Annotated in this window: 18 protein-coding genes; 8 read left to right on the forward strand and 10 right to left on the reverse strand. The window is 62.3% G+C overall.

What is annotated here, in order from left to right; translation table 11 throughout:
• Positions 1-2: 2 nt before the first annotated feature.
• On the reverse strand, positions 3-926 hold the full coding sequence (locus ACOZ9V_RS03050) for an LCP family protein (protein ID WP_434593487.1): 924 nt from the start codon (positions 924-926) through the stop codon (positions 3-5).
• A 227-nt stretch (positions 927-1,153) separates the two neighbouring features.
• Here ACOZ9V_RS03050 and ACOZ9V_RS03055 point away from each other — a divergent pair, with 227 nt between their 5' ends.
• The 6 genes from ACOZ9V_RS03055 to ACOZ9V_RS03080 all read left to right on the forward strand — a co-directional run bounded on the left by ACOZ9V_RS03055 (position 1,154) and on the right by ACOZ9V_RS03080 (position 8,577).
• A complete protein-coding gene (locus ACOZ9V_RS03055) occupies positions 1,154-3,310 on the forward strand; it encodes a CocE/NonD family hydrolase (protein ID WP_434593490.1) in 2,157 nt (718 codons plus the stop codon).
• A gap of 6 nt (positions 3,311-3,316) precedes the next feature.
• A complete protein-coding gene (locus ACOZ9V_RS03060; RefSeq protein ID WP_434593493.1) occupies positions 3,317-4,285 on the forward strand; it encodes a glycine betaine ABC transporter substrate-binding protein in 969 nt (322 codons plus the stop codon).
• Between the two features lies 1 nt (position 4,286).
• Entirely contained in the window at positions 4,287-5,321 is a 1,035-nt protein-coding gene (locus ACOZ9V_RS03065; protein WP_434593496.1) for an ABC transporter ATP-binding protein, read from the forward strand.
• Complete coding sequence (locus ACOZ9V_RS03070; RefSeq protein ID WP_434593499.1) at positions 5,318-6,037, forward strand: ABC transporter permease; 720 nt, start codon at positions 5,318-5,320, stop codon at positions 6,035-6,037. The genes ACOZ9V_RS03065 and ACOZ9V_RS03070 overlap by 4 nt, the downstream gene beginning before the upstream one ends.
• Positions 6,016-6,702 (forward strand): ABC transporter permease, encoded by a 687-nt coding sequence (locus ACOZ9V_RS03075; RefSeq protein ID WP_434593502.1) that lies wholly within the window; start codon positions 6,016-6,018, stop codon positions 6,700-6,702. Before ACOZ9V_RS03070 ends, ACOZ9V_RS03075 begins: the two co-directional genes overlap by 22 nt.
• A gap of 72 nt (positions 6,703-6,774) precedes the next feature.
• Positions 6,775-8,577 (forward strand): ABC transporter family substrate-binding protein, encoded by a 1,803-nt coding sequence (locus ACOZ9V_RS03080; protein WP_434593505.1) that lies wholly within the window; start codon positions 6,775-6,777, stop codon positions 8,575-8,577.
• A 64-nt stretch (positions 8,578-8,641) separates the two neighbouring features.
• Here ACOZ9V_RS03080 and ACOZ9V_RS03085 read toward each other — a convergent pair whose 3' ends face one another.
• The 4 genes from ACOZ9V_RS03085 to ACOZ9V_RS03100 form a co-directional block, all read right to left on the reverse strand.
• Positions 8,642-10,330 (reverse strand): DUF885 domain-containing protein, encoded by a 1,689-nt coding sequence (locus ACOZ9V_RS03085; protein WP_434593508.1) that lies wholly within the window; start codon positions 10,328-10,330, stop codon positions 8,642-8,644.
• A 187-nt stretch (positions 10,331-10,517) separates the two neighbouring features.
• Positions 10,518-11,429 carry a YceI family protein gene (locus tag ACOZ9V_RS03090; RefSeq protein WP_181272368.1) on the reverse strand — a complete coding sequence of 304 codons (912 nt, stop codon included), beginning with the start codon at positions 11,427-11,429 and terminating at the stop codon, positions 10,518-10,520.
• 239 nt (positions 11,430-11,668) lie between these two features.
• On the reverse strand, positions 11,669-12,427 hold the full coding sequence (locus ACOZ9V_RS03095; RefSeq protein WP_434593511.1) for a BPL-N domain-containing protein: 759 nt from the start codon (positions 12,425-12,427) through the stop codon (positions 11,669-11,671).
• 83 nt (positions 12,428-12,510) lie between these two features.
• Positions 12,511-13,833, reverse strand: coding sequence for an NAD(P)/FAD-dependent oxidoreductase (locus ACOZ9V_RS03100; RefSeq protein ID WP_434593514.1), 1,323 nt, complete (start codon positions 13,831-13,833; stop codon positions 12,511-12,513).
• Positions 13,834-14,663: 830 nt separating this feature from the next.
• Here ACOZ9V_RS03100 and ACOZ9V_RS03105 point away from each other — a divergent pair.
• Together ACOZ9V_RS03105 and ACOZ9V_RS03110 are read left to right on the forward strand one after the other, a co-directional pair.
• Positions 14,664-16,013, forward strand: coding sequence for an NAD(P)/FAD-dependent oxidoreductase (locus tag ACOZ9V_RS03105; RefSeq protein ID WP_434595334.1), 1,350 nt, complete (start codon positions 14,664-14,666; stop codon positions 16,011-16,013).
• A 212-nt stretch (positions 16,014-16,225) separates the two neighbouring features.
• A complete protein-coding gene (locus ACOZ9V_RS03110; protein ID WP_434593517.1) occupies positions 16,226-16,558 on the forward strand; it encodes a hypothetical protein in 333 nt (110 codons plus the stop codon).
• 98 nt (positions 16,559-16,656) lie between these two features.
• Here ACOZ9V_RS03110 and ACOZ9V_RS03115 read toward each other — a convergent pair whose 3' ends face one another.
• The 5 genes from ACOZ9V_RS03115 to ACOZ9V_RS03135 form a co-directional block, all read right to left on the reverse strand.
• The gene (locus ACOZ9V_RS03115; RefSeq protein WP_434593520.1) at positions 16,657-17,148 is read right to left on the reverse strand and encodes a CinA family protein; all 492 of its coding nucleotides are present in this window, start codon (positions 17,146-17,148) and stop codon (positions 16,657-16,659) included.
• Between the two features lie 10 nt (positions 17,149-17,158).
• Complete coding sequence (locus tag ACOZ9V_RS03120; protein WP_434593523.1) at positions 17,159-17,593, reverse strand: hypothetical protein; 435 nt, start codon at positions 17,591-17,593, stop codon at positions 17,159-17,161.
• Positions 17,556-18,992 (reverse strand): alpha,alpha-trehalose-phosphate synthase (UDP-forming), encoded by a 1,437-nt coding sequence (locus ACOZ9V_RS03125; RefSeq protein ID WP_434593525.1) that lies wholly within the window; start codon positions 18,990-18,992, stop codon positions 17,556-17,558. Before ACOZ9V_RS03125 ends, ACOZ9V_RS03120 begins: the two co-directional genes overlap by 38 nt.
• Positions 18,993-19,100: 108 nt before the next feature.
• Entirely contained in the window at positions 19,101-19,298 is a 198-nt protein-coding gene (locus ACOZ9V_RS03130; protein ID WP_434593528.1) for a CsbD family protein, read from the reverse strand.
• A 96-nt stretch (positions 19,299-19,394) separates the two neighbouring features.
• The gene (locus ACOZ9V_RS03135; RefSeq protein WP_434593531.1) at positions 19,395-19,706 is read right to left on the reverse strand and encodes a general stress protein; all 312 of its coding nucleotides are present in this window, start codon (positions 19,704-19,706) and stop codon (positions 19,395-19,397) included.
• Positions 19,707-19,885 lie beyond the last annotated feature (179 nt).

Here is a 19,885-nt window from a genome sequence, read left to right on the forward strand (position 1 = left end):
TCTTAATATCCCAACGAGACGAGGTACCGGAAGAAGTCAGCGAAGTCGTTGCTGGTCAATGCGTTTTCGAGAGCCGGCACCGCCTCGGGGTCGAAGTCGATGATGACTGTGCCGTCGTCCTCGCGGCGCGACTTCGTGGGCACGGTTACCACTGCGATGTCGTCCGTCTGCAAGGTGCGGAGGCCATTGGCGATCTTGACGAGCTCACCCGTAGTCAGCTCCGCATTGTGCTGAATCCCCGAAGCGAAATGTCCGAGCACGGCCGCACCCTTGTTCGGATCCTTGACCAAGCCGCCTGACTTCAGTCCCTGAACGAGAGCCCGCACGACCGCACGCTGGTTACGGGTTCGCGTCTGGCCGGCATCATCGACCGGGTCAGCAGCAGTGAAGATCGATGATGTCGCTCCGTCGAGGTTGTTCGTCCCCTCGACGAAGTCGGTCCTGTCCGCGCTGAACGCGGTGCGGCTGTACACCTGCAGACCATCGAGCTCGTCGATGACCCGCCCGAGCGCGTCTGCTTCCAGCTGTGCGATGTGATCGATGCGGATGCCGAGGAACTCCTCAACCATGGCGACGACGACCGGCCATCCGCCCTCGTCTGCAATGGTCGCGAAGGTCTGACCGGCCTCGATCTGAGTGGAGGGGTTGAGAACGAGAGCTGCGGCGAAGTCATTGCCGGCGGGAACGTGGATGACCGCGAACGTGTCACCTTGGCTCGATGACTGTTCGGCCGCCTCGGTGGGGTTTCCGGGATTCGCGATCCGAAGCATCAGGGTGCGGGAATCGTCCGCCGCTGGGCGGATGTCTTCGGGTGGGAAAGCCGCCTCGGCGGGGATGGTCTTCGACGCGTCATCGAACTCGGCACGGGCGGCGTTGAGGTCCTTGAGAGAACCGATGGCAGAGACCATCTTCGTCAGCTTGGCCATGGCAGTCCCACTTCCTCTGTCAGGTCACACGGTAATGGTGCCAATAATAGCCGCGGGTGGGAAACGCCCATGTACCGATCTCGCTAGCGGGTCTGACACTATCCACATCGGCACCGGCGCCGCATCGCGGGCATTCAACACGCTGGTCGACGAGAAAATTGTCAGCCACATCTCAGCCTTCGGGCGTATTGAACAGCGGTGCAGGAGCGTCCGTAGACTGGCATGCCATGTCATCGAATACTGAGAACTCTGCACTTCCCGAAGACACCCAAACCGAATTGCTCGCCCCGGCCGATCGTTACCGCGAAGATCCTCGACCGGTTCGAATCATCAAACACACACGCATCGCGCTGAGTGATGGGGTCGAACTCGCGGCTCGAGTTTGGTTGCCCGAAGATCTCGGTGATGATGCTGTTCCCGCTGTTCTTGAGTACATTCCCTACCGCAAGAACGACATGACCGCCGGTCGCGATGACACGATCCACCCCGAGTTCGCCCGCGCCGGTTACGCCAGCGTCCGTGTCGATCTGCGCGGCTGTGGTGATTCGACCGGTGTCATGACCGATGAGTACTCGGCGACAGAACTCGACGACGGACTGCAGGTACTTAAGTGGATCGCGGCGCAGGACTGGTGCAACGGCAAAGTCGGTGTCATCGGCAAGTCGTGGGGCGGATTCAACGGTCTGCAGCTTGCCGCACTTCAGCCACCGGAACTCGCCGCCGTCATCACCATCTGCTCCACCGATGACCGCTATGCCGACGACGTCCACTACAACGGCGGAACCATCGTCGGTGACCAGATGCTTTCCTGGGCCTCGACGATGTGGGCCTATAACGCCCGCCCGCAGGACCCCGCGATCATGGGCGAAGGGTGGAAAGACGATTGGAAGAGACGCATCGACGAAGCCCCGGTGAACATCGAGGATTGGCTCGGACACCAGCGGCGTGATGACTACTGGAAACACGCTTCGGTGTGCGAGACACCGGACACCATCGAGGTTCCGGTGCTGGCAGTCGGCGGATTGCTCGACGAATACCGGACCACCCTCTTCCGCCTCATGGACAACGCGAATCGTCGCAGGAGCACCGACCCCGATTCCCCGACGGTCCATGCGCTGCTCGGCCCCTGGGCTCACAACTATCCCCACCAGGCTGCTCCCGGCCCCGGCATCGACTTCATATCTGAAGCAGTCCGGTGGTGGGACAAGTGGATGAGCGGGATCGACAACGGTGTTGACGAACAGCCGCAGTTGCGCGCCTACGTTCCGGAGAGCACCCCCATCTACTCGGACCGTGAACACCGTCCGGGTCGATGGATCGCCGAGGCGACCTGGCCGAGTCCGCAAATCGAGGACACAGTGCTCCCCGTCGCCGAAGCACACATCGCCGACCGGTCCCCGCTCGATTCCACTGCGCTGCTGGGCTACCAAGGAGGAAGTTGGCTGCAGTTCGGCGAAGCCGCCGGAATGGCTGGAGACCAAGCCGCCGACGATGCACGATCATTCACCTGCGACTGGGAGCTCGAGAACGGGCTGGAGATCGTCGGCACACCCACCGTGGGGGCAACGCTCACCTCCGACCGCGACCGTGGAGCCATCGCAGCACGACTATGCGATGTCGCACCTGACGGCAGCTCCCGGCTCGTCACGATCGGACTGTTCAACCTCACCCATCATTCGAGCCATGAACACCCCGAGGCACTTACGCCGGGCACTCCCGTCGACGTCGAATTCCCGCTGCTGGCCACGGCGCACCGGTTCGCTCCCGGGCATCGGTTGCGCTTGAGCATCTCCGCGAGTTTCTGGCCCAACCTCTGGCCCTCGCCGGAAACCACACTCATCACCGTCGACTCAGCTCCCGAGCTGACACTGCCCATCCGCACTGTGGCCTCTGAGGAAGGCGACGCCCGCGTCTCCGCCGAGGTGACCGCACAGCTGGGCACTGCGCCGACTCCTCCGGTGTCGGTTATCGAGTCCGACGGCGCACCGATGACACGTGAGCTCAGCTGCGACCTCGTTGAGCGCAGCGCCACGGTGACGACTGTGACCGAGGATTGGCAGACCGACCTCAGCGACGGACTCTTCTACTACACCAATGAACGCGACTCCTACTCACGCAGTGAGAACGACCCACTGTCTCCTGTGGCGACGTGTGATAGGACGATCATCTACCGACGCCCTGCTCTGGAAGTCGGAGCGAATCACGCGCGGGCCGCCGCGACCGCTTCTGCCGACTCGGGTTGGGACGTCGAACTGCGAACTCGATCGACGATGCGCGGTGACGACGAGAACTTCCTCGTCACCAACGAGCTCGTCGCCTATCTTGACGGAAAGCCGTTCCACTCTCGAGCCACTTCGGCGAGCATTCCTCGCCATCTGAACTGAGGCGGGATGGCCGTACTCGGACAAGGACATCTCAACAGACGCCAAGCGCTCACTGGACTCGGCAGAGGACTGCTGGGCCTGGGAGCGCTCGGCGCAGCCGGAGCGCCGCTCAGCGGCTGCACGAGCAGCCAGCAGAGCGATCTGACAGGCCCGAAGAAGAAGGGCAAGAGGCCGATCACCGTCGGCTCCAAAGGCTTCGCCGAAAGCTGGATCACCGGCGAACTCTACGCCCAAGGGCTGCGGAACCTCGGCTACACCGTCGATCTCAAGACGAACGTCGGCTCCAGCGACATCATCAACACGGCCCTGCTATCGGGCCAGATCGACCTCTACCCGGAATACACCGGCGTCATGCTGGTGACTTTCATGGGCGAGGACAAACTCATGGACTCCGCACAGGAGACCTTCGACCTCGCCCAGACCTGGGCCGAGGACAACCATGTCACGATGTTGCGCGCTACCCCCTTTGAGAACAAGAACGCCGTCGCCGTGCGCAAGGATTTCGCCGACAGACACAATCTGCAGACCATGTCGGACCTCAGAGGAATTGGAGACTTCACCTATTCGACCTATCCCGACAACGTCACCGGCGCACAAGGGTACGAAGGAATCGTCGACACTTACGGTCTGAAGAACATGAAGCTCAAGACCCTGAGCATCGGACTGAACTACCAAGCCATCGAACGCGGTGAGATCGATGCCGCCGATGTCTTCACCACCGACCCGCAGCTGCTGCGCAGCGACCTCGTCGTCCTCGACGACGACAAGTTGCTCTTCGGCTTCCAGAACGTCGTCCCCCTCATCCGGGATGATGCCTTCGCTGAACTCGATGACGACGCGTCGGAGTTCCTCGACCAACTGCAGTCACTGCTCACCTTGGACGTGATCCAGGCGATGAACGAGGCCTCCGCCATCAACCGGCTCGACCCGGCGAATGTGGCGGAGATATTCCTCGACGAGAACGGATTGATGTGAAATGACCCAGCACTCCACCGGCACGTCGATCACCTTCGACCGAGCCACGAAGACCTACCCCGGTGCGGCCGTGCCCGCCCTCGACGCCCTCGACCTCGAGGTCGAAGCCGGCGAACTCGTCTGCCTCGTCGGTCCCTCCGGCGGCGGCAAGACCACCGCTCTGCAGCTGGTCAACCGCCTCGTCGACCTCACCAGCGGCGACATCCGCATCGGTGATCGTTCGATCACCGCCCAGTCAGCCATCGAACTGCGCCGAACCATCGGTTACGCGATTCAACAGTCCGGCCTGTTCCCGCATTACACGGTCGCCGACAACATCGCCACCGTCCCCGCCATCCTCGGCTGGGACAAGGCACGAATCCGCACCCGCACGGCCGAACTGCTCGAACTGGTCGGACTCAGCCCGGTCGAGACATGGCTGCCGAGGTATCCGGCTCAGCTCTCCGGCGGGCAGCAGCAACGTGTGGGCATCGCCCGCGCGCTCGCCGCCGACCCGCCGGTCATGCTCATGGACGAACCCTTCGGTGCACTCGACCCGATCACCCGGGTCGCCGTCCAAGACGAATTCCTCGCCATCCACCGTGCGGTGGGCAAGACGACGATGTTCGTCACCCACGACATCGACGAGGCGATCAAGATGGCCGACCGGATCGCCATCCTCAAACCCGGCGGCAAACTCGCCCAGTTCGACACCCCCGCGAACGTGCTGTCCGACCCGGCCGATGACTTCGTCGCCGAATTTCTCGGTGCCGAGCGCGGCCTCAAACGGCTGGCGCTGACGACCGTCGGCGAAATCGTCACTGCTGACACGACAGGCATCGAGGATGCAACGGCGGATGGCGCCCGTCCGAGCACGACCGGTTGGCCCGACGTCGAGGCCACGATGACTCTGCGCGAAGCGCTGTCAGTCGTCTCCGCTGCGCGTGCAGATGGAGCCATCGTCCATTCCGACGGCAGCCGCCTCGGCGAGGTGAGCCTGCACGATCTCATCGCACCGCCGGCGCCCGGAGAGGACCGGGGAGGCGTGAGAGTATGAGCGATTTCGCCCCCGCCGGCGATCCCGTCATCCCCGACTATGGGCAGGCCTCGGACTGTGTGATCAACAACGGAGCCTTCTGCACCGATTGGTTCTTAAGCCAATGGTCGACGGTATTCTGGCCCCCGCTGGTCAGCCATATCGCCATGGTCGCCATCGCCGTATCGATCGGGTTCGTCATCGCCTTCTGCGCCGGATTGTTGGCCTACCGGAAAAAGTGGCTGGCCGGGCCGATCGGCATGGCCGCGACCTTCCTTTACACCCTGCCGCCGCTGGCCCTGTTCCAGCTGCTCGTGCCCTTCACAGGGCTGAGCCTGCTGACAGTCGAGATCGCGCTCGTGTGCTTCACCCTCGTCATCATCTTCCAGGCAGTCCTCGTCGGACTCTCCGGAGTCCCCGATGACGTGCGCAGGGCCGCGACCGGCATGGGGCTTAACCGCAACCAAGTGCTGTTCAAGGTCGAGTTGCCCCTGGCACTGCCGTCGATCATCTCCGGGGTGCGCATCGCCACCGTACTCACGGTGAGCATCGCCACGATCGCTGCCTTCGTCGTCGATGACGGTCTGGGATCGCCGATCATCAAAGCAGTGTCGTCACCATTCAATACGCAGTTCGTCGGAGCCGGAGCCCTTGCCGTGCTGCTGGCATTCGCGCTCGATGGTCTGCTCGTGCTGCTGGGCAGAGGGCTCACCCCATGGACGAAAGCGAGGAGCTGATGGACGTCGTCTTCGGGGCATTCCCCTTCATGATCGACAACGTCGAATTGCTGCTGGCCAAGACCGGTGACCATCTGGTCATCAGTCTCATCCCGCTGCTTGCGGCCATCGTCCTCGGCGTGCCCATTGGCGTCTGGCTCGGCCATGCCCACCGCGGCGAGTTCCTCGCTGTGAGTGTGACAAACATCGGTCGTGCGCTGCCCAGCCTCGCGCTCATCGCGATCCTCATCGGGTTCGTGGGCATCGGCATGCTCAACGCGATGATCGCTCTATTCTTGCTCGCTTTTCCGCCGATCCTCAGCTACGCCTTCCGGGCCGTCGACTCGATCGACCGCGACCTCACTCGCGCCGCTCGCGGCATGGGCATGTCACCCGGACAGGTGCTCCTCAAGGTCGAACTGCCCTTGGGGCTGCCGATGATCATCGCGGGCATCCGTACATCCGCAGTGTTGACGGTGAGCTCGGCGACCATCGCTACGATCGCCGGCAGCGGTGGTCTGGGCGATGTCATCCTCAACCAGGTCGCCTACGGGATGGAGGGAGTCGTTGCCGGCGCCATCTGGGTGGCCGTGCTCGCCATCCTCGTCGACCAGGCGTTCGCGCTCCTCCTGCGAGTCAGCGCTCCGGCCGGAGTGAAACGGCTGCAGAGCACCAACGCCGTGTGAGGACGGCCGCAGACACTGCGGCACAGCAGATCTGCTCCACCCACAGAAGATCACTAGGAAACAGAGGACAATGTGAAGAAGCATTTCATCGCCGGAAGCCTCGCCGCTGCTACGGCGATCGTCATGACCGGATGTACGCCGCCTGGTGGCGGCGACTCATCGGGCGGTAAGGGGTCGGTGCTCAACATCGGATGGAACGAAGCGTTCCGGTCGATGAATGACATGACGATGGACGGCAACGCTGTGGCCAACACCATCGTCGCCTATATGAGCAATGACAATTTCAAGTACTACGACGACGACCTCGAACTCCACGATGGCGCGCTCGGTGAAGTGGAGAAGGTCTCCGACGATCCGCTGAAGGTCAAGTACACATTCGGCGAGGATGCGAACTGGTCGGACGGAACTCCGGTCGACGCCGCAGACCTCGCTCTGACCTGGGCGGCACGGTCACAGCACTTCAACACCGTCGATGACAACCGAGACGATGACGGCACCCTGCAGGACAATCCCGACGGCACGGTCTTCTTCGACTCCTCGGCCGTTGGCGCTCCACTGATCGAGGACTTCCCCGAGATCAGCGAGGACGGCAAAGCAGTGACGTTCACGTACTCGGAGCCTTTCGCCGACTGGGAGACCGAATTCGGTCTCGGAGCCTACGGTTCGGGAGTGCCTGCACACATCGTGGCCAAGAATGCTCTGGGCACCACAGTCCCGCAGGAGGGCAAGGACGCGATCCTCGAGGCGATCGAAACCGGCGACAAGACTGCCCTGTCGAAGATCTCGAACTTCTGGAACACCGGTTTCGATTTCACCTCGATGCCGGAGAACAAAGACCTTCTCGTCCACAACGGGCCCTATGAGATCACCGACTTCGAAGAGGGGCAGTACCTCACACTGTCTCGCGACGAGGACTACACCGGACCGGTCGAACCCAAGATCGACGCTGTGACAATCCGCTACAACGGCGACCCGATGGCCATGGTCCAGGCGATCGAGAACGGCGAGGTCGACCTGACCCAGCCGCAGTCGACGGCCGATGTCCTCTCAGCTGCAGAGAAGCTCGACGATGTGTCGATCCTGCCGGGCGAGGACGCCACGTTCGAACACGTCGACCTCACATTCGACAACAACGGCCCCTTCGACCCGGCCAGCTACGGTGGGGACGAAAACGCTGCACTTAAGGTCCGTCAGGCATTTCTCAAAACACTGCCACGCCAGGAGATCATCGACCGGCTCATCAAGCCTCTCAACAAGGAGGCAGAGGTCCGGGATTCGTTCAACCAGGCTCCTGGCTCGCCGCTGTACGACGATATCGTAGCCGAGTCCGGCATCTCGGAATACGACGAGGTCGACATCGATGGAGCGAAGAAGCTGCTGAACGAAGCCGGTGCCGAGGCACCGAGTGTCCGATTCCTCTACGACAACACGAATGCCAGACGATCCCAACTGTTCGCGCTGATCAAGGAATCAGCAGAGAAGGCCGGTTTCAAGGTCGAAGACGCCGGTGACGTCAACTGGGGGACCCGCCTCGGCGATGGAACCTACGATGCCTCGCTGTTCGGGTGGGCGCTTTCCACGACGGCGGTGACGGAGTCGGACTCGTACTACCGCAAGGGCGCGCTGAACAACTACAGCGGGTACGACAACAAAGATCTGACGAAGACGCTCGACCAGATGCTGGTGACCATCGACCCGGACAAGCAGGCTTCCTTGGCTGAAGAAGTCGAGAAGCAACTCGTCGATGATGCATTCGGGCTGCCACTCTTCCAGCACCCGTCTCTGACGATCCATGGGGACAAAGTCTCGAATGTATCGACGACGACGCTTGACCCGTCGATGTTCTGGAACTTCTGGGAGTGGGAGACCAAATAAGGTCGCAAGGCCTGCCGGGAGGGGGCGCTGGTGAGACACACCCCCTCCCGGAAGTGGACCGGACTCAGCGCAGCAGCGCCCTGCGCAGCGGATCGAGTCCGATCGACCCGAGGTTCAGTGCGCGACTGTGGAAATCTCTGAGGTCGAACCCCGTGCCCGCAGCAGCGCGGGATTCGTCTCTGATGTCCTCCCACAATCGCTGACCGATCTTGTAACTCGGAGCCTGCCCGGGCCAACCGAGGTATCGGTCGAGCTCGAAGGCAAGGAAGGTCCGGTCCATGGCAACGTTCTGTGTGAGGAATTCCCACGCCTTTGCGCGGTCCCAGACACCACCGCCGAGGTGGGCCGGGGCTTTGAGGCCGAGGTGGAAGCCGATGTCGACGACCACCCGTGAGGTGCGCAGCCGCTGGGAGTCGAGCATGCCCAGATAGTCGCCGGGTTCGTCGAGGAATCCGAGTTCGGCCATGAGCCGTTCGGCGTAGAGGGCCCAGCCCTCACCGTGGCCGGAGACCCAGCAGACGTGCCGCCGCCACTTGTTCAGCGAATCGGCGAGATAGGACGCCTGCCCCATCTGCAGATGATGGCCCGGAACGCCTTCGTGGTAAACCGTGGTCTTCTCCTGCCACGTGGCAAATTCGGTGACACCATCGGGCACCGACCACCACATCCGGCCCGGACGGCTGAAGTCTTCGCTGGGCTGAGAATAGTAGACCGCTCCGGTGCCCGAGGGCGCGATCATGCACTCGATAGTCCGCAGCGGTTCCGGGATGTCGAAATGGCTCTTGGCGAGTTCGGTGATCGCTTCGTCCGCCACACGTTGCATCCACTCCTGCAGAGCCTGCGTGCCATGGAGAGCGCGCTGGGGGTCGCTGTCGAGTCGGGCCATGAGCTCGAAGAGTTCGACGTTCGGGTCGATGCGGACCGCGGTCTGCTTCTGTTCGGCATCGATGGCGGCCAGTTCTTCGAGGGCCCAATCGTACGTCTCTTCCAGATTGACCTCGGCGCCGAGGAACTCACGTGAGAGCAGTGCATAGTCTTCTCGGCCGCAGGCTTCGTTCTCCGGAGCGGAGCCGGCCAGTTCGGTGCGGAGGAAGCGGGCGAGGCCGCTGAAGGCCTCTCTGGCGGTTTCGGCGTGGACGGACAGTTCGCGGGCGAGGGTTTCGCCGGTGGAGCTGCTGGCCTCGTTGGCAATCGTGGTGAAACGGCTGTCTGACTGACCGAGCGCATCTGCCTGATCGGCGACCCGCTCAATCTGAAGGCGCGCGGGCACCCGGTCGAGCTGGTCCCGTGCATATCGAAGTGATTGCCGGTATCCCTCGACCGAGTTCGGCAGCGCCGCCATGGTCTTTGAGATCGTCTCCCATCCTGCCGCGGAGTCGGTGGGCAACAGGTCGAAGATGTCCCGCATCTGCTGCACGGGCGATTCGATGACATTGAGGACAGTGTGCTTCAGGCCCGCCTCATAAAGGTCCGTGGCGGTGCCCAGTCGCTCGCGCATGGCGTCGATGGTGACGAGGTCGGTGTCATCGAGGCTGTTCGTCGCAAGACCGTCGGTCTCCGCAGCATCGACCTTGGCCAGGGTGCGAGTGTGCAGGTCGTTGGCGGCTTCTAATCCCTCAGGGGAATAGTCGTCGAAGCCGTGAGGGTTCTCGGTTCCTAGGAACAGAGAGATCGACGGGGAGCGGACGCACAGTTCGTCGAAGTAGGCATCGGCGATGGCATCAATAACCGAAGGGTTTCTGCGGAATGTCATGAGGAGACTCTATCCGCGCGGTGAAACCCTCGCCATGCTGACCACAGTCCGACATGGCGAGGCCCGGAGCGGCCATCTCACGACGGTGTGCCCCGGGTCCACGTAGTCTCCGGCGAAACGTTGGGAGGCCTCGTCCGAAGCGGTCAGAGCGAGTGGTGTTCACTGCTAACCGCATCTTCGCCGGCGGTCAGCGGAGGCCGAAGAGCTTGCCGAGGCCACCGCCGGACGACTGAGCATCCGACTGCTTAGCCTCTGGCGCCTTCTCTGCCGGCTTGTCAGTGGGAATTTCGGCGGGCTTGACCGGTCGCGGGGGAGAGAACTCTTCGGCGGCAGGTTCGGCGTTCGGGGCCACAGATGCTGCCCCCTCCGGGGCCTTCGGCGTGGGAGGGGCCGTTTCTTCGACTGCCGGTGTCGGGGTCACCGATTCCGGAGCCTCGGGAGCCGGTGCGGTAGCCTGCGGGGCCGACGTGTCGGCCCGGGGAACCGGGGTCGCCTCGGTAACGGGCTTCGGTGCCTCTGTGGTGGTCTCGGACGAATCGGCGGGGGCCGCCTCGGCGAGGTTCTTGATCAGGGAGAGCTCGAACTCGAGCGTGATCTTGTCGCTGACGAGCACGCCACCGGAATCGAGCTTCGTATTCCAGGTCACGCCCCAATCCTTGCGGTCGATGCGACGCGAGCCCTCGAGGCCGGCGCGCAGGTTGCCGAAGGGGTCGGTCTCGATGCCGATGAGCTCGAGCGGAACGGAGACGGTCTTCGTCATGTCGCGGATCGTCAGTTCACCAGTGACGATGTAGGAGTCTTCGTCGACCTCATCGATGGCGGAGGACACGAAACGGATCTCCGGGTAGGTCTCCACATCGAAGAAGTCTGCCGAACGCAGGTGCTCGTCGCGACCCTCGCTGCGGGTGTCGATGCTCGCGGTCTGGATGATGACCTCGGCGGTCGAGTCGGCAAGATCGTCGGCGATGTCGGCCGATCCGGACACATCATTGAACGCTCCGCGCACACGCGAGACCATGGCGTGGCGTGTGGAGAATCCCAGTCGAGAATGTGAGGGATCGATGTCCCAATGACCTATGATCCCAGGATTTTCTGTCATGGGGGCAGCTCCTTCGGTTCCTCCGCGCTCCTGTAGGGGGAGGCTGTCGTAGTCGGTGTGCTCATTCGCTGATCGAGCGATCATTGAATGAGCAATCGCCTACGTAGTCTTACACGGGCGGTCGGGTGTGTGCCACCTCGGCGCGGGCTGGTGAGGCGATGGCGGCGCTGACGTCGACCGCCGACCGTCCGATTCAGAGATCACGCGCCGCACACTCGATTTTCGCTCTCGTATCGAAGTCAATCCAATAGTGCTGCGACGAAGGGGACGGCGTAATTCCAATCGTCTCCGTCCGGATCGGCAATTCCCGCCTTGTCCAGCCAGGTCTGGTCGGCCTCGGGGTGCGGGCCGACCAGACCTGCCATACCGTCGCCGTGGTCGTAGCGTGCTGCGGCGATGTCGCCGTTGCCATAGCGCGCGAACACGTCGGCGCGATCCTCGGGTGGAGGAAGGACTGCGCCCTCTTGGAAGAATGTCTGGCGATGATCACCCCTCCATGCGACGTCGACCACGGTCTCTCTGCTGTCGGTGACTGGGAATTCGGGACGGCCGACCTCACCGTCGAGGTCCGATTCGACGAGGCCGAAGGCGACCGGCCCCGCCAGGTAGGCGCCCATACACAGACCGAGGTAACGACCGCCGTCAGCAACATACTGTTCAAGGCCCCCGACGAATCGCGGGGGCAGCGCTTCGGCGGCAGCGTCGATATCATCCCCGCCACCGGGTTGGACGTAGAGGTCCACGTCTGCAAGGGAATCGGCCTGCAGCGGCAGACGTTCACCGCGACCGATGAAGACCACCTCGGCGTCGTTGAACGAGGCTCTCAGCCGTTGTGCGACCGTCTCGGGGCACCCGTCGCACGCGGCCTCACCGCGGTACACGGCCACGAGCAGGGAATCCGGACTTGAAGTGTCTGCGGCGGCACAGCCCAGGGAGGCGGCCGCAGTGAAGAGACCGGTCAGGAGGGCCGCAACAGCCCGTCGAGTGGGGGTGGTCATGACGCTAGGCCCGGGGGCATACCCGGACTCCTCCGACACAGATGGGGGAGTTCCGCAGGTTGCGATCATCGTTTCGCACGAGGTTAGTTGTCGGAACGGCGGGAGGCAGTTGAGAGTATTCCGGCGATTCCCTGCCCGGCTCGATCACCGGAGACCAAAGCGCCTTGGATCGAGCCGGTGTCACGGTGGTCGCCGCAGACGAATATTCTCTCGGAGATCCGCTGCACCGATCGGTCGATCAGCGGGGGAGCCGAGGCCGGCAGTGCGTGCGGAAGCCGATGATTGATCAGAACCTGCCACCTGCGCGTCGACGTGGCGTAGATGCGTTCGAGATGCTGCCGGATCTCCCGTTCGTCGGCCAGACCGTCGGGCCGATCGAGCAGCGTCGTTGCCTCAATGAGCGCCGATCCCGCAGGCGCGTAGCTCGGTGCTGCATTTGAGACGACTGCAGTGTGCCAGACGGGCCCATCTGGGCCTCCCTGGGGAGCCGAGGCATCCAGCACCAACAGCGGATCCTCGAGAGGAGGTTCCGGAGCTTGGAACCACCAGGTCGTCAGTCCTCGTGTAGGAGGAGTCTTCTCGCCGGTCAGCTCCTCGAGATCCTCAGCACCGACTGCGGTGACAGCGACACGCGCCCGTATCCGTCCCCGGTCGGTGTCGACTTCCACACCATTGTCGGTGTCGCGAAGGTCTCGCACGGCGGTGTTCACGCGTACGGGCGCTCCGAGAGAAGCCGCCATCTGCTCGGGCAGAGCCGCCATGCCGTCACTGGGCAGACCGGGGATCGCGCGCACGAACGATCTCATCAGCAGGCGGGCATAGTTCGCCGAGCTTGCGCCAGAACTGTCGGCCAGCACACCGGCCAGGAACGTGTCGATGACGTCTCGGCGCAATGCTCCCGTGACCCCCGCAGCGTCCAAGGAGTCTGCCAGAGTCGAGTCCCGCGTCGCCCGCGAGGCTGAGGATGGCCGCAGCAGAGTCGGACCGAGCCACCTCAGAAGTCCGCGGATCTCCTTCGGTCTGATCAGTCCAGAGCTCAACTCCGATGACTCGCTGCCAGGCCGACTCAAGGATGCGCGCAGTGTGGTCAGACGCTGTCCCTTGCGGACTATGACTCCTGCGCCGAAGGTCTGCAGGTCCAGTGAGGCGACGTCGATGAAGGCGCGCACTGCGGGGTACGTAGGATTGAGCAGCTGAAACCCGCGGTCACAGAGGAAGCCGTCGATTCGATCGGTGCGCACGCGACCGCCGACACCACCACTCGATTCGCAGATCTGGACAGTCAAGCCGTTGCGCTGCAACCGTCTGGCACACTGCAGGCCTGCCAGACCTGCTCCCACGACTACAACGTCGGCATCCACGATTCTCCTCTTCTCGGTTCGACACCAGCATACGCGTCGCGCCACCGTGGAAAATCGAATCATCGGAATGCTGTGGGCTTTGAGACCGAGAACGCCAGCTCAGGTCATAGCGGGCGTGCCGACGACCGTGGACGGCAGCGGAGATGTCCGAGACGGCTGATGCAGATCTCGCCAACGGGAATGCCGCGGATCGGGGACTCCAGCAGAACCCGGGAGTGTCCCGAAACGGAGCGATTGTGCAGCAGCGAATGCTTCTTCCGGAGCAGGTCTCACTGGGGGCATCTTCAGCTGGGGTTCATCGAAACACCGCATGTTCCAGTGGGTCTGCAAAGTCATCTGGTCCAAGAAGACGAATTGCTGGTGGCGATCGGACCTCGACTTGAGTGGCGGCACGAAGGGACCAGCGCAGTTTGCAAGAACGGGTAGCGACAGCGTTTCTGACCAGGGAACTCGGGTGGGGAACGTATGAGGCTGCGCGGGATCTCCTCGTCGCAACTGACGATTCTTTATCGTCTGTGTAGGGGAGAACAACTTCACGGCCCCTGTCGCAGTGACTGGCCCTTTCAAGACCGACCGGGTTGCATACGGAACTGAGTAGAGCTTCAGTGCTGCAGGCTGACCTCAAACCGTGTGTTCCAATTCAAGGTCCGGTAACGGTAGAGGTTCGTTTCAGTGCTCGCGGAGATTCACAGCTGAGGTCTCGGTCGAGTAGACGGGGCTATCGCGTTCACGTCATCGCTGACAGACTGAAGCCAAGAGCCCACCCAATGATCTCCCGCGGTTTCAGTCTCGGGCTGTTGGCCGAGAGAGCACTAGCTGAGCGATTGCGGCAGCTACACGGTTGCTCGACAGCATGTCTTAGGAGGACAGACAGCATGAACGAAACTTCTACCGATCAGCGGGCTACAGGCGAGGAACCTGTGGCGCGAACCTGCGAAGTCGTGATCGTCGGCGCTGGCTTCGCTGGCCTCGAAGCAGCCAAGCGCCTCGGGCGGGCCGGAGTAGACGTGCTCTTGCTCGATCAGAACAACTATCACCAGTTCCAGCCCCTGTTGTACCAAGTGGCAACCGCCCAGATCGCCCTGTCAACGGTGGCTCGCCCGCTGCGCTCCATCCTCCACAGGGAGCAGAAGCATGTCACGATTCGAACTGCTCAAGTAGCTGCGATCGATGCAGCGAAGAGAACGGTCACCACCGCAGACGGTGTGCGCTACCGGGCGGAGATATTAGTGATCTCCTCAGGCGCGGAGCCGAACTTCTTCGATACTCCCGGAGCGGAAGAACACGCCTACCCCCTGTATTCGGTCGACGACGCCGCCCGATTGTCGTCAGCACTGCTCGGAGCTGTGGAGCGAGCATCCGCGAACCAAGAACACGCCACCAACAGAAAGTTCACGGTTGCCGTCGTTGGCGCGGGTCCCAATGGCGTGGAAACTGCCGGGGCCATCGCCGAAAACATCAGGGACGTAGTCGGCAAGTACTATTCGCACAGTTTCGCTTCGTCGTGCGCGGTTCACCTTGTAGACATGGTCGACACTGTGCTTCCGCCCTTCTCGCAGGCATCGCAGCAGTACACCAGAGACCGGTTGGAGAAACTCGGCGTCAAGGTGCATTTGGGCAGTGCGGTCTCGGAAGTCTCCGATACAGATATCTCCCTTGCTGATGGGACGAAGATCGATGCGGAGATCGTCGTCTGGGCCGCCGGGTTGAAAGCCTCGCACCTACTGGAGGCCGCCGGACTCACGACCGGTCGTGGCGGACGGGTCGATGTGGCCACAGACCTCACGGCACCGGAGTGCCAGGGAGTCTATGTCTTAGGCGATGCCGCCAATATCGTCGATGCCAAGGATCGGAAGCTGCCGCAGCTCGGCTCGGTGGCCAAACAGTCGGGCCGATGGGCGGCAGAGAACATTCGCGCCGACCTGACTGGACGGCCCCGCCGCGAATTCAAATTCGTCGATATGGGGTATATGGCAATGATCGGTCGAGGGCAGTCAGTGGCCGAGCTGACTCCGCGCCGATATCAAGTGCAGGGGATGCCGGCGTTCCTTGGCTGGCTGGCAGTCCACGCATTTCTCCTCTCAGGCTGGCAGCAACGTGCCGCCGCGGTGGCGTCCTGGGCTCGTGACTATCTGACGACGAGTCGTCCTCACGCAGTGGTCTACCGACCGGAAGCCTATGAGATTGCCAGGTATGCCCGAACAGACCAATCATCCACGGTCTGAGGACGATTGAGATTGTTCACCGGGCGCACTCTACGGTGCGCCCGGTGACATACGAGCTGGTTGAGTACCTCGACGGCGGGCCTCGACTGTGACTCCTTTCTTGGACCCCGTCAGTATTGGGAGCATCGAGCCTCGCGTCGCCTGGCTGCTCTTATCTAACTGGTCGGATGTGAGGGGCAGTCGCGGGACCGCTGGACTGCTAGATTGTGACCATGAGCACAGAAGAGATAACGACGCGACCCGACTTTCCCCGACCTGGGCGGGCACCGGCTCAGACAGGTGACGAGGTCGAAAAGGTCTTTGAGCGTTTCTCTCCCGCTTACGAGCAGCAAGCAGCGGATGTCTGGGATGCGCTGGAGAAGCAGGATCTGAAAGTCTGGATCACCGGCGCGGGTGAGAACGATGGCGAGACGATCTGCGCCGGTCGAGCAATCGATGACGCGGCGTTGGTGATCCATCTCGAAGACCCCAACGAGGCACTGGCTGTCGCAGCGGCCCGGGAGGCGGGGAAGCTCGACGACTACATCGCCTCTGGGCTGGCCTGAAAGTCGAAGCAGTCGTCACCGTCTGCGGTTCCTTGATACCCGGGTGAAGAGGACGATTCCCCTGTTGCTTCAAACCGCGCCGCCACACCCCTGTTGAGTCAGATCGCTTCGCGCAGGACGTCCCGCAATAGTGCCAGCGCCCGTTCCTGAGTCTGAGCGAGGATCTCGATTGGTTCGCCGGAGAAGATATGTCGTTCGGAGTACACTTCCGAGCCGCCAGCGACAGCAAGCCAAGTCGTGCCTGGCTCGTTCCCCTCCTGGCCCGAAGGGCCCCCGGCTCCGGAGGCGGCTACGGCGGCATCGGAGCCCAGAAGGGTGCACGCAGATCTTGCCATACTCTCGGCAGCCGTCTGCGAGATGACTGGCCCCCGGGGGACTTTCAGCAGTCGATGTTTGACATCGCTGAAATAGGCGACGACAGCACCCGCGAACCAATCGCCAGAACCCGGCACAGCGGCCAGCTGGCTGGCGATCTTGCCGCCTGTCAGTGACTCGGCAACACTCACGACTATCTGGTGAGTATCGCACAGTTCACCCAACTCAGAAGCGATACGGGCGGCGCGGTCTTCGTATTCTTCGGCATTGCTCATGGCGTGCGTTTCACCGTTCGTCGGGGACGAGATCATCGGTGCTCATGACCTCTGCCAAAGCCTCTTGCAGGGCTCTGCGCGCGATGGGGCAGGGGATGGTGAGTTCGAGACGGCGGTTCCTGGCGTGCTCAGTCGCTTGTCGCATCAGCTCCCGGCAGTGTCTGTTCGCCTCTGTCTTCTCAATCGCTTCGCAGTAGACGAACATCATCGTGTTTTCGGCGGGGACAAGATTGTAGTGAAGGGCCGCCACGAGTCGGCCCGGAAGGTAGAGGTCGTATTTCGATGCCTCGCGGTTGTTGAGCAGGATATAGGAATTCATGTCGCTCTCAGTGAAGTATTCGGATATGAGGTGGGCGCCGCGGGATGAGATCGTGCGTGGGACGCCGCCGATCGAGTCGATTGCGTCGTCAATCAAAAGATGTAACCTTCTGCGCGGCTCGGTCATGATGGTCAGTCGCTGACTTTTCCGTTGCGGGACCGAGCGGCGCGGCTGTTTGCAAAGCTGCGAGGAACCTTTGGGCCCAGCGATGTACATCATGGTCCTCGACCGTTACCGCCATCGCTGCAATGCGCTCTCGTGCCTGGGCGGTGTCCAGGCTTGCGGCCTGGTGCATCCCGTTCTTCAGCTCTGAGATGTCATGCGGATTGACGACGATGGCTTCGGCGAGTTCGTCGACTGCGCCTGCGAACTCCGAGAGCACAAGCGCTCCGCCTCGATTTCTACGGGCGGTGACGAATTCCTTGGCAACGAGATTCATCCCGTCGCGGAGGGACGATACCACGAGGACATCGGCAGCGAGGTACAGGGCCACAGTGTCCTCGAACGAATACGAATGGTGTGAGTATTGGACGATGCCGCGACCCATCGTCGCGAAACGACCATTGATCCGTCCCACCAGTCGCTCCACTTCGTCGCGGAGGTCCTGGTACGCTGCGATTCCTTCGCGAGAGGGCACAGCCACCTGCAGGAAGTTCGTCGTCTTCGGTGAGAGCAGGTCGTCGGCGAGGAGTTCATCGAACGCCCGGAGGCGGTGGGGGATGCCTTTGGTGTAGTCGAGACGATCGATGCCCAACATCAGAACGTCCGGATCGCCGAGATCGTGGCGGATCCGGGCCGCCGACCGAACGACGGTCGCAGAGTCTGCGGCCTCGCGGATTGCAGCGGTATCGACCGAGATGGGAAAAGCATCGATCAAGGGAGACGGGGCATCGACATCGACTGCAAATTTCCGCGCTGCCGACCGGAAGTTCTCCGCGTCCGAGTTGCGCTGGAATCCGATGACGTCGGCCCCGAGCAGACCTTCGACGACTTCTCTGCGCCAGGGCAGCTGCCCGAACAGCTCGACGGGGGGAAACGGAATGTGATTGAAGAAGCCGATTCGCACGTCGGGTCGGAGCTGCCTGATCATGTGCGGGACCAGTTGCAGATGATAGTCGTGGACCCAGATGGTGGCTCCAGAGGCGGCCGATCGGACGGCCGCCTGCGCGAACCGGGAATTGATCGCCTCGTATGCGCGCCACCAAGTGCGATGGTACTGAGGGGTGACGATGAGGTCGTGGTAGAGCGGCCACAGCACGCCATTGGAGAACCCCTCGTAATAGGCGCGATGTTCTGCCTCAGTCAATGGGACAGGAACGAGTGACATCTGGTCGAATTCGAATGGCACGATCGTTTCGTCGAAGCATCCAGCCCAGCCGAGCCACGCCCCACGTTCGGCTCTGACCATCGGCGCAAGTGCGGAGACGAGGCCTCCGGGCGCCGCCTGCCACGTGTCTTCGCAGCGGTCGACGGGTAAGCGGTTCGCCAAGACGATGAACGAATGTTCAGGGTTGGTCTCTGCCATGTTCTTCTCGCTCTTCTGGCACGTCTGCCGCTGAGACTCGGTGAGTTCTGCTCCTGCCGGAGCAGCGGAAGGGCGAGCACTTGGTCCTCGCCCTTCCGCCGGGCAGTGTCAGTGCTTCGGACCGTTCCCCAGAGATTCGGCGGTTCCACGAGCCGTGTCTTTGATCTCTTCCGCGGCTTGTCTGCCCTCGGCCTGGATCTTGTCGGTCTTGCCTTCGGCCTCCAGTCCTTTGTCACCGCTGGCTTTGCCTGCGGCAGATTTTGCGGAGCCCTTGAGCTTGTCGGCTTCGGGGGAGCTGTCGTTCATCTTTCTTCCTTTCGCGTGCACGACGGATCTCGCGCGAGCAGGCGGGATCCGATGCGTTGGGAGATTCTGTGTGAGAAGTGTCCGGCTGCCTGTGCCTCAGCTGTTGATCAGGAGCAGGATCTTGCCGTGGTCGAGCTTCTCTTCGAGGTCGTCGGACTCGATCGACGTGAAGCCGAACTCCTCGAAGATCGCACGCAGCTCGTCGCCCTTCTTGTCGTAACGGGTGCCCACGAGATTGCTGAGATCGTCGGGTTCGTTGGCGTTCACGCTGCCTGCGACGCGGTCGGTGCGGTCATCATCATGGGAGATGACGAAGAGGTCATCCTTGGAGATGCCCGCCGCCGCCTGGCGTTTCACTTCATCCATCAGTGCGGTATCGTCCTGGAATTCTTTGACTGCGGGTTTCATGTCGACTCCTTTCATGTTTACGACGTAATCACGCTAACAGACACTGTGGGTCTGTGCGAAGAGCCTACGGCGAATTTTGCAGGGGGTTCTCGTCGCCGCGGACCCGATGTAGCCTGGACGGCATAGCGTAAAAGTGTTTACGCGCTAATCACGCCTCAGGAGTGAAAGGAGGTCTTGGG

The sequence above is a fragment of the Brevibacterium sp. 1718 genome, from assembly GCF_051131255.1.
Lineage (GTDB): Bacteria > Actinomycetota > Actinomycetes > Actinomycetales > Brevibacteriaceae > Brevibacterium > Brevibacterium sediminis.